Annotated in this window: 10 protein-coding genes; all 10 read left to right on the top strand. The window is 55.1% G+C overall.

Translation table 11 applies throughout. The annotated features are described in order from the left end of the window. Nucleotides 1-178 precede the first annotated feature (178 nt). The 10 genes from FYJ35_RS06895 to mutS all read left to right on the top strand — a co-directional run bounded on the left by FYJ35_RS06895 (nucleotide 179) and on the right by mutS (nucleotide 13,813). Nucleotides 179-1,063, top strand: a complete 885-nt coding sequence (locus FYJ35_RS06895; RefSeq protein WP_154524934.1) for a sulfide/dihydroorotate dehydrogenase-like FAD/NAD-binding protein — start codon at nucleotides 179-181, stop codon at nucleotides 1,061-1,063. Next, on the top strand, nucleotides 1,063-2,466 hold the full coding sequence (gltA, locus tag FYJ35_RS06900) for an NADPH-dependent glutamate synthase (RefSeq protein ID WP_154524936.1): 1,404 nt from the start codon (nucleotides 1,063-1,065) through the stop codon (nucleotides 2,464-2,466). Before FYJ35_RS06895 ends, gltA begins: the two co-directional genes overlap by 1 nt. Before the next feature lie 178 nt (nucleotides 2,467-2,644). Beyond that, nucleotides 2,645-3,139 (top strand): 23S rRNA (pseudouridine(1915)-N(3))-methyltransferase RlmH, encoded by a 495-nt coding sequence (gene rlmH / locus FYJ35_RS06905; protein ID WP_328597057.1) that lies wholly within the window; start codon nucleotides 2,645-2,647, stop codon nucleotides 3,137-3,139. Between the two features lie 229 nt (nucleotides 3,140-3,368). Continuing rightward, nucleotides 3,369-4,964 (top strand): xylulokinase, encoded by a 1,596-nt coding sequence (locus FYJ35_RS06910; RefSeq protein WP_154524940.1) that lies wholly within the window; start codon nucleotides 3,369-3,371, stop codon nucleotides 4,962-4,964. Nucleotides 4,965-4,971: 7 nt separating this feature from the next. Next, the gene (locus FYJ35_RS06915) at nucleotides 4,972-6,015 is read left to right on the top strand and encodes a PhoH family protein (protein WP_154524942.1); all 1,044 of its coding nucleotides are present in this window, start codon (nucleotides 4,972-4,974) and stop codon (nucleotides 6,013-6,015) included. A gap of 2 nt (nucleotides 6,016-6,017) precedes the next feature. Further along, nucleotides 6,018-6,539 (top strand): rRNA maturation RNase YbeY, encoded by a 522-nt coding sequence (gene ybeY, locus FYJ35_RS06920; RefSeq protein ID WP_154524944.1) that lies wholly within the window; start codon nucleotides 6,018-6,020, stop codon nucleotides 6,537-6,539. 110 nt (nucleotides 6,540-6,649) lie between these two features. Beyond that, the gene (locus FYJ35_RS06925) at nucleotides 6,650-7,861 is read left to right on the top strand and encodes a DUF3048 domain-containing protein (protein WP_205839753.1); all 1,212 of its coding nucleotides are present in this window, start codon (nucleotides 6,650-6,652) and stop codon (nucleotides 7,859-7,861) included. A 113-nt stretch (nucleotides 7,862-7,974) separates the two neighbouring features. Then, nucleotides 7,975-9,645, top strand: coding sequence for a putative polysaccharide biosynthesis protein (locus FYJ35_RS06930; RefSeq protein ID WP_154524948.1), 1,671 nt, complete (start codon nucleotides 7,975-7,977; stop codon nucleotides 9,643-9,645). Nucleotides 9,646-9,648: 3 nt separating this feature from the next. Further along, nucleotides 9,649-11,145 (top strand): tRNA (N6-isopentenyl adenosine(37)-C2)-methylthiotransferase MiaB, encoded by a 1,497-nt coding sequence (gene miaB / locus FYJ35_RS06935; protein WP_154524950.1) that lies wholly within the window; start codon nucleotides 9,649-9,651, stop codon nucleotides 11,143-11,145. Continuing rightward, complete coding sequence (mutS, locus tag FYJ35_RS06940) at nucleotides 11,132-13,813, top strand: DNA mismatch repair protein MutS (protein WP_235906438.1); 2,682 nt, start codon at nucleotides 11,132-11,134, stop codon at nucleotides 13,811-13,813. Before miaB ends, mutS begins: the two co-directional genes overlap by 14 nt. Nucleotides 13,814-13,956 lie beyond the last annotated feature (143 nt).

The following is a 13,956-nucleotide window of genomic DNA, read 5'->3' on the forward strand; positions in this document are numbered from 1 at the left end:
TTGTCAATATCGCCGCCGGAAACCTGAAATGATTTAATTATTCGTTCAAAATACACAAATAATTCCACACCTGTACTTGATGGAAGCGCTTTTTCGCTATATACTGAACACAATGATATGAGTGTCAAAAGTACCTTTTGCCACTCAGGCATGATTTCAGCAGGATGGAGGAAAGGTCATGTACAAGATTCTGAAGGCAGGAAACCTTGCTGGCCCGAATTATGAGATGCTTGTCGAAGCACCGCGCGTGGCACAGCGGTGCCTCCCAGGACAGTTTGTGATTGTGAAGGTCGGGGAGGAAGGGGAACGGATTCCGCTGACCATCACCGATTATGACAGAGAAAAGGGAACCATCGAACTTGTCTATCAGCCAATCGGGGTCAGCACTTCGAAGCTTTCCCAGCTTCACACAGGAGACAGAATCACAGATTTTGTCGGACCGCTCGGCCAGCCCTCCGAGCTGACAAGAATGTCTGACGAGGAGTTGAAAAAGCACAGGTTTGTCTTTATCGGCGGCGGCGTCGGCACAGCGCCCATCTACCCGCAGGCCAAGTGGCTTCATGAGCACAGCGTGCAGAGTGATGTCATCATCGGCGCGAAGACGAAAGATCTTGTCATTCTGGAGGACCGGATGAAGGCAGTGGCGAACGTCTTTATCACGACCGATGACGGCTCCTACGGACGGCACGGAATGGTCACAAAGTGCCTGGAGGATCTGATTGCAGAGGGACACTCCTATGACTATTGTGTCTGCATCGGACCGATGATCATGATGAAGTTCACCTGCCTGACCACGAAGAAGTACCAGATCCCGACGATCGTATCGATGAACCCGATCATGGTGGATGGAACCGGAATGTGTGGGGCCTGCCGCCTGATGGTCGACGGAGAGGTGAAGTTTGCCTGTGTCGACGGACCGGAGTTTGACGGTCACAAGGTCGATTTTGACCTGGCGATGAAGAGACAGACGCTTTACAGGACGCAGGAGGGAGAAGCATTTCTGGCCTGGAAGGAAGGGAAAACTCACAGTGGCGGCTGCGGACAGTGCGGAGGTGACAAGTGATGGCTGAGATCAGAGGATTGAAGAGAGTTCCGGTCAGAGAGCAGGATCCGAAGGTCCGTGCGGCTAATTTTGAGGAAGTCTGCCTCGGCTACGATGAGGATGAGGCGGTTGCAGAGGCCGAAAGATGCCTTCACTGCAAAAATCCGAAGTGCGTCGCCGGCTGCCCGGTCAGCATTGACATTCCGGGCTTTATCGCAGCGCTGAAAGACAGGAAGTTCGAGGAAGCCTACAATGTCATCTCGCGCTCGTCCTCGCTCCCTGCTGTCTGCGGCCGTGTCTGTCCGCAGGAGACACAGTGCGAGGGAAAGTGCATCCGCGGCATCAAGGGAGATGCGGTCTCGATCGGCAAGCTGGAGCGTTTTGTCGCGGACTGGGCGAAGGCGCATGACAAACATATGCAGTGCTACAGAGGGCGCACGGGGCACAAGGTGGCTGTCATCGGTTCCGGCCCCTCCGGTCTGACCTGTGCAGGAGATCTCGCAAAGCAGGGCTACGATGTCACAATCTTCGAGGCGCTTCACCGCGCCGGCGGGGTCCTGGTCTACGGGATCCCTGAATTCCGTCTTCCGAAGGACAGGGTTGTCGCCAAGGAGGTCGAGAATGTACAGTGTCTTGGCGTGAAGCTGGAGACGAATGTCATCATCGGCCGTTCGGTCACGATCGAGGATCTTCTGACAAAGGAGGGTTTTGATGCGGTCTACATCGGATCAGGAGCCGGTCTTCCGATGTTCATGAACATTCCGGGAGAGCAGGCCAAGGGTGTGTTCTCCGCCAATGAATTCCTGACCAGGAATAATCTGATGAAGGCCTACCGGGATGACTATGATACACCGATTGCCTGTGGAAAGAAGGTTGTTGTCGTCGGCGGAGGAAACGTAGCGATGGATGCGGCCAGGACGGCGCTGAGGCTTGGAGCGGAGGTTCATGTGGTATACAGACGTTCCGAGGCGGAGCTGCCTGCCAGAAAAGAGGAAGTCCACCACGCAAAGGAGGAGGGGATTCAGTTCGACCTTCTCACCAATCCGGTTGAGATCCTGGCGGATGAGAACGATAATGTTCGAGGAATGCGCGTTATATGCATGGAGCTGGGCGAACCGGATGCCTCCGGAAGGAGACGCCCGGTTCCGGTGGAAGGATCGGAGTATGAGATCGCCTGCGACACGGTGATCATGGCACTAGGGACAAGACCCAACCCGCTCATCTCCTCCACAACGAATGGCCTCGAGGTGAACCGGAAGGCTTGTATTGTTGCGGATGAAGAAGGGGCAACGAGCCTGCCGGGCGTGTTCGCAGGCGGAGATGCCGTGACGGGGGCTGCGACGGTGATTCTGGCGATGGGTGCCGGAAAGACAGCCGCAAAGAGCATCGACGCATATATCCGTTCAAAATACGGGGAGGCCTGAGCCGGGAAGATGGACCCGGCGTTATCGGCCGGGGCGTATGGAAAGTGACGGAATCAAACAGATTTTCAGAGGGCGGCTGCTTCGGCACGCCCTCTTTTCCTGTGAAGGCGATCATTCGTCATCGAGTTCGGAGCACAAAATGGCGGCGGAACCGCCGAGTCAAGAAGGGCAGGCAAGTGTGAAGATTACGATCCTATGTGCGGGGAAGTTCAAGGAAGCTTACTGGGAGGCGGCTGCTGCAGAATATCAGAAACGGCTCACACGGTACTGCAGCCTCCAGGTTGTGGTTGTTGCGGACGAGGCAACGCCTGAGCATGCGTCCGAAAAGGAGGAGCAGAAAATCCGGGAGAAAGAGGGGGAGCGGATGATGGCCTGGCTGGACAAAAATGTCCAGGGGCCGGGCAGCCGGGTGATTGCGCTGGCGATCAAGGGGAAGCGGATGGATTCCATCGGATTTGCCTCGTATATGGAGGCCGCGCAGAATGAAGGGTGCATGCAGCTGATTTTTGTCATAGGAGGCTCTCTGGGACTCTCGGATGCTGTCCTCAGGAGAGCGGATTTACGGCTGTCTTTTTCGGATTTCACATTTCCCCACCAGCTGATGCGGGTCATCCTGCTGGAGCAGGTTTATCGGGCATACCGGATCATCTGCAGGCAGCCTTACCATAAGTAAAAGCCTGTATGCTCTGAAAGGACAGGCGGCAGAGAACATCGCCGGTCTCCGGGAGAGGGATCCGGAGCCTGCGGCACCGGATGGGAAAAGGGGCGCGGATATCGCGGCGGATATCGGAAAAATGGGCAGGGTATCGTGAGAATTGACGAAAACTGAGCCATATTATACAATGAAAGACAGGTTTTTGACAAAAAACATGGAAAACCTGGGAACAGGGAAGGAGCAGATTATGTGCAGCGAAGCAGAAGTCATCAAGGCCGGCAGGGCCGTACTGGGGATTGAGTTTGGATCGACAAGAATCAAGGCAGTGCTCGTGGATCCGGAAAACCACGTGATCGGACTGGGCACGCACGACTGGGAGAACCGTCTTGTGGACGGGCTGTGGACTTATACACTTGAGGATATCTGGGGCGGGCTTCAGGACTGCTATGCAAGTCTTTCAGCGGATGTCCAGAAGCGGTACGGGGTCGTCATAGAGAAACTCGCGGCCGTCGGCTTCTCAGCGATGATGCATGGCTATATGGCGTTCGGAAGCGATGATGAGCTTCTGATTCCCTTCCGGACCTGGAGAAACACCAATACAGGAAAGGCGGCCGCGGCGCTTACAAAGCTGTTCAATTTCAATATGCCGATGAGGTGGAGCACCTCCCATTTGTACCAGTGCATACTGGACGGGATGGATCATGTGAAGAAGATTACCTACTATACTACACTGGCAGGCTATATCACATGGGCACTGACGGGAAACAAAGTGATCGGGGTCGGCGATGCAGCCGGCATGTTTCCGATCGACCCGAAGACCCGCGACTTTGATGAGCGGATGATCGGGCAGTTCGATGAACTGGTGAAGGAACACCATTACCCGTGGAAACTGCGGGACATCATGCCAAAGGTACTGGTTGCCGGGCAGCAGGCAGGGACGCTGACAGAGAAGGGGGCAGCGCTGCTGGATGTGTCCGGTCATCTTCAGGCCGGCGTGCCGGTCTGCCCGCCGGAGGGGGATGCCGGGACCGGTATGGTCGCCACAAACAGCTGTGAGGTGACGACGGGAAATGTATCGGCAGGAACGTCCGTCTTTGCCATGGTTGTTATGAAGGAGAATATGAAGAATCTCCATACGGAGATCGACATGGTGACAACGCCGGACGGCGCGCCGGTGGCGATGGCACACTGCAACAACTGCACATCTGATTTGAATGCCTGGGTCTCCATTTTCAGGGAATTTCTGGAGCAGATGGGCATCGAGCCGGATATGAACAAGATTTTCTCCGTGCTGTACAACCATGCGCTTGAAGGAGATCCGGACTGCGGCAGAGTGCTAGCATACAATTATTATTCAGGAGAGCCGGTCACGGGATTCAATGGCGAGGGCAGACCGCTCCTGGTCCGCCGCCCGGATTCTGCATTCAATCTGGCCAACTTTATGCGGGCAAACCTGTATTCTTCCCTGGCCTCCCTTAAAATCGGACTTGACATCCTGCTGAAAGAGGAGCATGTTGAGCTGACAAGGCTGATGGGGCACGGCGGATTGTTCAAGACGAAGGGGGTTGCCCAGCGGATCCTTGCCGCCGCCGTGGACGCGCCTGTCACCGTCATGGACACAGCAGGTGAGGGCGGTGCCTGGGGCATGGCTGTCCTCGCTCAGTATATGATTCAGAAAAAGGATGGGGAGACGCTTCCTCAGTATCTGGATGGGCGCGTGTTTGCCGGTCAGAGCGGAACAACCGTCAGCCCGGCACCGGAGGATGTTGAGGGCTTCAACAGCTTCATCGAGATGTACAAGAAAGGATATCCAATCGAGCAGGCTGCGGTCGAATCGATGTAAACAAAACATGGCATTGGTAGAAAAAGTTGCAAAGGTTCCTGAGGAACTGGAAGGGCAGGTATTCGGACAGTTTGATGCCTGGCTGAAAAAAATAGAGCGGACACTGAACGTGACCGTGATCGCGCGGGATTCGGAGCTGAGAGTGATCGGCTCCGAATCCGCCGCGGAAGGGGCAAAGAGGGTGCTGGAGGATCTTGCGGCACTCGCAGGGCAGGGCAGCGTGATCACAGAGCAGAATGTCAATTACGCGTTGTCCCTGGCGATGGAGAAGACAGACGGCAGCATTGCACAGATTGACAGGGAGATCATCTGCCACACCGCGGCAGGAAAGCCTGTCAGCCCGAAGACCTTCGGACAGAAGAATTATGTGGAGGCGATCAGAAGCCATATGATCACCTTCGGCATCGGACCTGCGGGGACGGGCAAAACATATCTGGCGATGGCGGCGGCAATCACGGCGTTCAAGAATGAAGAGGTCTCGAGAATCATTATGACCCGTCCTGCGATCGAGGCAGGGGAAAAACTGGGCTTTCTTCCGGGGGATCTGCAGAGCAAGATCGATCCTTATCTGAGACCGCTGTATGATGCCCTCTACCAGATTATGGGTCCGGACAGCTATCAGAAAAATGCGGAGAAGGGGCTCATTGAGGTCGCTCCGCTTGCGTATATGAGAGGCCGGACGCTGGACAATGCCTTTATCATTCTGGATGAGGCGCAGAACACGACGCCGGCGCAGATGAAGATGTTTCTGACCCGTGTCGGCTTCGGCTCGAAGGTGATTGTGACAGGCGACCTGACACAGAAGGATCTGCCGTTTGAGTCCCGGTCCGGTCTCGAGGTGGCAGTGGAAGTTCTTTCAAAGATTGATGAAATCGCGTTCTGCCGCCTGACCTCGAAGGACGTGGTGCGGCATCCGCTCGTCCAGAAGATTGTTCAGGCATATGAGACCTATGAGAAAAAGTATCCGGCAAAAGAGGAGGGCAGGCCGCATTCCGGCAGACGGAATCAGCTGGAGCGCAGCCGCCGCATGCCGGGGAGAGACAGAGGCTGAGCATGACGTTAAACTTTGAAAACGAATCGGACCGGCAGTTCGGGTTTGACCCTGAAAAAATCGCCTCCGCTGTCTGCAGGGCGGCCCTCGAAGCGGTCAGATGCCCCTATGAAGCGGAGGTGTCGCTGCTCATCACGGATGGAGAACAGATCCGTGAGATGAACCGGACATACAGAGGGATCGACAGGGAGACAGACGTGCTTTCATTCCCGCTTCAGGAATATGACGCGCCTGGATCATTTGAACGATTTGAAGATCCTGAGATTCAGAGTGATGCCTTTGATCCGGACTCAGGAGAGCTGTTGCTTGGGGACATCGTCATCTGCGCGGACCGGGTAGCCTCACAGGCGAGGGAATACGGGCACTCGGAGAAAAGGGAATTCGCGTTTTTGGTAGCCCACAGCATGCTTCATCTGACCGGCTATGACCATATGGAAGCGGAAGAGCGGGAAGTGATGGAAGATATGCAGCGGAAAATCATGGATATGGTACAGATTCCGAGAGACTTCCAAAATCCCGTCTGATGTTGTATACTGCCGTTTGGCAGCGGCAGGTTTTGAGAGATGTTCACTCACTGCTGTGTCCTGCCGGTTTCAAACCAGAGTTCCGGTTTTCCGGAAACGAAAGGAGTCTTATGAAAAAAAGAGAATTATTCAGCTTTCTCGCCGCTGGGGTGATGGCGCTCTCCATGCTTGGCGGGTCTGTCTATGCAGAAGATGCGGCAGCTGATAGTACTGCGTCAGGTGACAATGCGGCGGCAGCTGACAGCTCTTCCTCCGGGATGGTTCAGAGCTATCTGACAGGCAAGCAGGTCCCTGCTTCCTACGGAAGAAAGAGACCGCTTGCAATCATGCTTGAGAATACGCCGGACGCACTTCCTCAGTTTGGCATTGAGAATGCCGATGTCGTCTATGAGGCGATGGTAGAGGGTTCCATTACCAGACTGATGGGCATCTTCGAGAATTATCAGGATGTGGACCGGATCGGGACAGTTCGTTCCTGCCGCCCGTACTATGTATATTTTGCACGTGAATTCAATGCGTATTATGCACACTATGGACAGGTGATCTATGCGGTTCCGGTTCTCCAGCTTCCGACAACGGCTGACATTGCAGGACTGCCTTATGGGGAGGATGGTCAGAACTATACGCTCAATGACGGTTCCGCGGCATTTTATCGGATAGACGACCGCTCGGCGCCGCACAATGTCGCGACAGATTATTCCAGAATTCAGAGTGTTGTGCAGAGCAGCGGCTGGTCCACGGACTATGCGAGCGGCTACAGCGGGCATTATCAGTTTGCGCAGGACGGACAGGAGGTCAACCTGGACAACGGACAGATCGCGAAGGTCGTGATCCCAGGCTTCATCTATAATCACGCAAGGTTTGACTACAACGAGTCTGACAAGCTGTATTATCGTTCTGAATTTGGAAGTGCCCAGGTGGATGGGACGACCGGCAACCAGCTCGCCTACAAGAACATCATCATCCAGGAATGCCCGTCGACGATGTTCGATGAAAAGTATCTGTGGACAGATCCGACCGGAAACGGGCAGGGTGGAAGCGGCTGGTACATCACGAACGGCCGCGCTGAGAAGATTACCTGGCAGAAGGAAAATTGGAGTGCGGATGATCCGGTCGAGACGACCGTCAGCTCTGCGAATGTTGCCTTCGATGTCAGAGAGTGTGATTTCAACGTGACCCGCTACTATGATGAAAACGGGAATCAGATCACACTGAATCAGGGGAAGACGTTCGTCGAGATTGTCCGGAATCAGGATGATCCGCTGGTCGTTCTCTCGGATGACCCGAATATTGATACTTCCATCATCGACTCCCTCGGCTGACCGGAAGATGGGCTGTCTGGACAGACCATTTTTAAAAGAGGGACTATGGCACGCAACCCGGGAAGAGGGACAAAGTCTGTCTTCCCGGGCATATTGATTGTTGAGGTTAAAGTGTGAGTAAGCCAAATGACAAGTCCGGCGGAATGACAAAGGCCGTCCTGGTGCAGGGAACCATCCTTGCGGCCGCTTCGATCATCGCGAAGATCATCGGCCTGATCTACCGGATTCCGCTGACCAACATCCTCGGGGATGACGGAAACAGCTATTATTCCACAGCAAACGAGATTTACTCGATCATCCTGATGGTCTCATCGTTCAGTCTTCCGCTGGCGGTGTCGAAGCTGATGAGCGAGCGGCTGCACAGGGGATATACGAGAAGCGCATACAAGGTGTTTCTCTGTGCAATGCGGATTGCTGTGATGGCAGGCGTCATTCTGGCTCTTATCACCTACCTGTTTGCCGGAATCATCACAAAGAACGTGATGAATCTGGAATATGCCAAATACGGGCTGAGAGTACTGGCACCGGCGATTCTGATTTTTGCCATTACGGGAACGTTCCGGGGATTTTTTCAGGGCTTTTCCAACATGGTTCCGACGGCGGTATCCCAGCTGATCGAGCAGGTTGTGAATGCGGCTGTCTCCCTGTACGGCGCCTACGTGATGGTGGATTACGGCAGGCAGCTTGCAAAGGAACGCGGGGATGATCTTCTGGGTCCTTCCTGGGGCGCTGCAGGGGCGACCTTCGGAACGGTTGCAAGCGTGACAGTCGCCATGATTGTCATGATGATCATGTACACTGCTTTCTTCAGAAAGTTCAGAAAGCAGCTCCGGGAAGACCACAGCGGGCACCGGGAATCATCCAGAACCATCTACCGGGCGTTGATCCTGACGATTCTGCCGATTGTCCTCTCGACGCTCGTCTACAACATCTCCAATGTGCTGGATCAGGGGATATTCAACGCGGTTCTCAAGAGCCAGGGCTACACGGAAAAGCAGTATGCGACCATCTGGGGCATCTACTCCGGGAAGTTCCGTGTCCTGATGAACGTACCGCTTTCCCTGGCGTCGTCTCTCGGACCGGCAGTTGTGCCGTCTCTGACGGCTGCAATCGCGTCCGGAGACAAGAAGGGTGCCGTGCGGACAGTACACTCCTCGACACGCTACACGATGATCATCACGATTCCCTGCGCGCTTGGCATGGCGGCGCTGGGCGGACCGATCATCGAGATGCTGTTTCACCCAAAGAACGGGGTTCCGCTCTCTGCCGGGATCATGCAGGCCGGCGCACTGGTCATCATCCTGTACTCCCTCTCGACCCTGACGACGGCAATTCTTCAGGGACTTGGAAAACTCAGGGAACCGCTGATTCACAATGTCATTGCGCTGGTGATTCATACGGTTGCACTGTATATCATGCTCCGCGTGCAGAACCTGAACATCTACGCGGTTCTCTATTCGAACGTGATTTTTGCGCTGATTGTATGCGTCCTGAATGCACTGAAAATTCAGAGATTCATCTTCTACAGGCAGGAGTACCGCAAGACATTCATTGTGCCGGCAGCCGCATCCATCATCATGGCGTTCGCAGCCTATCTCGCGTATCACCTGTTTCATATTCTGGCGGGCAATTCGGTATCCACGATTCTTGCCATCCTGGTCGGCATGATGGTCTATGCCATCGCGCTTGTAGCATTCAAGGGATTGACAAAGGAAGAGATTTTAAAGTTCCCGAAGGGACAGCTGGCGGTAAGGCTGTTTCAGAAGCTGGGACTGATGAGGTAAGACATGAACGGAGTTTTTGAGTCCGAAGAATTTCGGAGACTGATCCAGCATACAGATTTGGAAAAGGAGCCGCCCGAGGAGGACGGCTCCGCGCGTCAGGCGTACTTTCTGAAGGAAGCTTCAGAGCTGATCCGCGAGAAGGAAGAAAAGCTTGGCAGACGGATGACGGCCTGCGTTGTCACATTCGGCTGCCAGATGAATGAGCGCGATTCTGAAAAGCTGCGCGGAATTCTGGCACTGGCAGGCTACGAGATGACAGACAGCGAAGACGCGGATCTTGTTCTGTACAATACCTGCACGGTCCGGGAGAATGCCAATATTCGTGTTTACGGACGGCTTGGGGGACTCTCCGCATACAGAAAAAAGAATCCGGAGATGATTATCGGACTGTGCGGATGCATGATGCAGGAGCCGGACGAGATCGAGAAGATCCGGAAGGATTTCCGATATGTGCGCCTGGTCTTCGGCACGCATAATCTGCACCGCTTTGCCGAGCTTCTGGTGCGTGTTCTGCTCTCGGACAAGGGAGAGCAGGTGATCGAGGTTGCGGGGAAGGACGATCACATCGTCGAGAATCTGCCGGCGGAGAGAACGTACCTGTTCAAGTCCGGCGTCAATATCATGTTCGGATGCAACAATTTCTGCACCTACTGCATTGTCCCTTATGTCAGGGGGCGGGAAAAGAGCAGAAAACCGGAGGATATCGTCCGGGAGATCACAGAGCTTGCGCGGGATGGCGTGAAGGAGGTCATGCTGCTGGGGCAGAATGTCAACTCCTATGGAAGAGGGCTTTTAGAGCCCTGCAGCTTCGCCGAGCTTCTTCAGATGGTTGAAAAGATCGACGGGATTGAGCGGATCCGCTTCATGACGTCTCACCCGAAGGACTTATCGGACGATCTGATCGAAGCCATGAAGCATTCCGAAAAGATCTGCCGTCACCTGCACCTGCCGCTGCAGTCGGGGTCAGACCGGATCCTTTCAGCCATGAACCGCCATTATACCAGTGAAACGTATCTGGAGCTGGCAAGAAAACTGAGGCGTGAGATGCCGGATCTGTCTCTCACGACGGACATCATTGTCGGTTTCCCGGGTGAGACAGAGGAGGATTTTCAGCAGACGCTGGATGTTGTCAGAAAGGTCCGCTATGACTCGGCATTTACGTTCATCTACAGCAAGCGAAGCGGGACGGCTGCCGCCAGGATGGAAGACCAGGTGCCGGACGAGGTTGTCCATGACCGCTTTGACAGACTGCTGAAGGAAGTACAGAAGATCGGGCGTGAGGAGACCTCCCGGTTTGAGGGGCAGACACTTCCGGTGCTCGTGGAGCGTGTGAACCGGGAGGATGACAGCCTGATGACCGGGCGCACGTCACAGAATACGGTCGTGCATTTTCCAGGTGATTGTTCCCTGATCGGGCAGATTGTGGATGTCCGGCTGGATTCGTGCAAGGGATTCTACTATATCGGAACCATGACGGGAGGCAACCATGCTGCTGGATGAGATTGACTATGACAAACTCTCCCCCATGATGAAGCTTTATGTCGAGACGAAAAGGCAGGTTGCAGACTGCATCCTGTTTTACCGTCTCGGCGATTTTTATGAAATGTTCTTCGACGATGCGGTGATGGTCTCGCAGGAGCTTGGGCTGACGCTGACAGGGAAGGAATGCGGTCTTCCGGAGCGGGCGCCCATGTGCGGGGTTCCGCATCACGCCGTCGAATCCTATCTGAATAAGCTTGTTCAAAATGGTCACAAGGTCGCGATCTGCGAGCAGGTGGAAGATCCGAAGAAGGCCGTGGGTCTGGTGAAACGGGAGGTTGTCCGGATTGTAACCCCTGGGACAAACCTGGACACAGACGACCTGGATGCCTCCCGGAACAATTATCTGATGTGCGTGTTCTGCCTGGGAGAGAAAAGCGGGATCGCGACGGTCGATATCACGACCGGCACGTTCCTTGTGACAGAGACCGATTCCAGGCGCAAGCTCCGGGACGAGATTCTGCGGTTTTCGCCGGCGGAAATCATCTGCAACGATGCGTTCGAGCTGACAGGGTTGAATCTCCAGGAAATCAAGGACCAGACCGGCGCGACGATCTTCACGCTGGATTCCACCTACTTCGATGATGAAGAGTGCAGGCAGTCGATCAAGGACCATTTCCATGTTGGAAATCTTCAGGGGCTTGGCCTTGCGGACATGGATGCGGGCGTGGCGGCAACAGGAGCGACGCTGCGGTATCTGACGGAGACGCAGAAGACGAAGCTGGAAAACCTGACAACGATCGAGCCCTATTCGATCGGAAAGTACATGGTGCTCGACTCCTTCACAAGGAGAAACCTGGAGCTGACGGAGACGCTGCGGGAGAAGAACCGGAGAGGCTCGCTTCTCTGGGTGCTGGATAAGACGAAGACGGCGATGGGGGCACGGCTGCTTCGCTCCTTCCTTGAGCAGCCGCTTGTGGACAGTGAAGAGATCGAGGCCCGGCTGACGGCAGTCGAGGAGCTGAACCAGAACGCCATCACGCGGGAGGAGCTGCGGGAATATCTGGGGCCTGTATATGATCTGGAACGGCTGATCTCCAGAATCGCCTTCATGACGGCAAATCCGAGAGATCTGATCGCCCTGAAAACCTCGCTTGGCATGGTTCCGGCGATCAAGACAGCACTTCAGGAGTTTCAGTCGCCGCTTCTTTCTTCCATTCGGGAGGAGATTGACCCGCTGGAGGACGTCTGCAGCCTGATCGGGAAGGCCATTGTCGATGATCCGCCTGTCGCCGTGAGGGAGGGCGGATTTATCCGAGAGGGATACAGCGAGGAGGTCGATCACCTCAGATCGGCGAAGACGGACGGGAAACAATGGCTTGCAGACATCGAGGCCCGTGAGAAGGAGCGGACCGGCATCCAGAAAATGAAAATCCGCTACAACAAGGTCTTCGGCTATTATCTGGAGATCCCGAACAGCTATCGCGGGGAGATTCCCCAGGATTATATCCGCAAGCAGACGCTTGTGAATGCGGAGCGTTACATCACGCCGGAACTGAAAAAGCTGGAGGAGACCATCCTGGGGGCGCAGGACCGGCTGGTGCAGCTGGAGTATGACCTGTTCGTGGAGCTTCGGAACAAAATCTCCGACTGTACGCTGCGGATCCAGCAGACCGCAAAGGCGCTGGCTCAGACAGATGTCTTCTGCTCTCTTGCCGCTGTCGCGGAGCGCAACCGCTATGTCCGCCCGAAGATCAACACCCGCGGCGCCATTGATATCCGGGAAGGCCGCCATCCGGTTGTGGAGCAGATGATGTCCTCCGGAGAGTTCATCCCCAACGACACCGTGCTGGACAATCATAAAAACAGGGTCAGCATCATCACCGGCCCGAACATGGCCGGAAAGTCCACCTATATGAGACAGAGCGCTCTGATTGTGCTGATGGCGCAGATCGGGAGCTTTGTCCCTGCCAGATCGGCGGACATCGGAATTGTCGACCGAATCTTCACAAGGGTTGGCGCCTCCGACGACCTGGCGAGCGGCCAGTCCACCTTCATGGTGGAAATGAGTGAGGTGGCGAATATCCTCCGCCAGGCGACGAAGAACTCTCTTCTGATCCTCGATGAGATCGGGCGCGGGACATCCACCTACGACGGTCTCTCGATTGCCTGGGCGGTCGTCGAGCACGTCGCTGATACAAAGAAGCTCGGGGCAAAGACATTGTTCGCCACACATTACCATGAGCTCACGGAGCTTGAGGGAAAGATTCCCGGTATCAACAACTACTGCATTGCGGTCAGAGAGAAGGGCGATGACATCGTGTTTCTCAGGAAAATTGTGCGCGGCGGTGCGGATAAAAGCTACGGAATCCAGGTCGCAAAGCTGGCCGGGGTGCCGGATGATGTCATCAGCCGGGCAAAGGAGCTGGCAGCGGAGCTGTCGGACAGCGACATCACAGAGAAGGTGCAGGAGATCACGGAGACGGATGAGGCTGAGAGGCCGAAGAAAAAGCACCATAAGGTAGATGAGGTGGACATGAACCAGATGTCGCTTTTTGATACGGTGTCGGATGCAGACATCGTGCGGGAGCTGATGGAGATCGATGTGTCGCACCTGACCCCGCTCGATGCGCTCAACACGATCTACGCGCTTCAGAACAAGATGAAAAACCGTTGGAGCGGCGCCTGAACCGAGTGCTTTCCTGAAGCATGTGGGTAGTGGACGGGCCTTTGTCGATGGAAGATCAGGATGATCGTGAAATGAGCTGGACATGAGCGGAATCACCGGGCTGTCTGTACAGGCAGCGGGAAGCAGGGCGATTCGGAAAGATA

Source organism: Porcincola intestinalis, assembly GCF_009696445.1.
Classification (GTDB): domain Bacteria; phylum Bacillota; class Clostridia; order Lachnospirales; family Lachnospiraceae; genus Porcincola; species Porcincola intestinalis.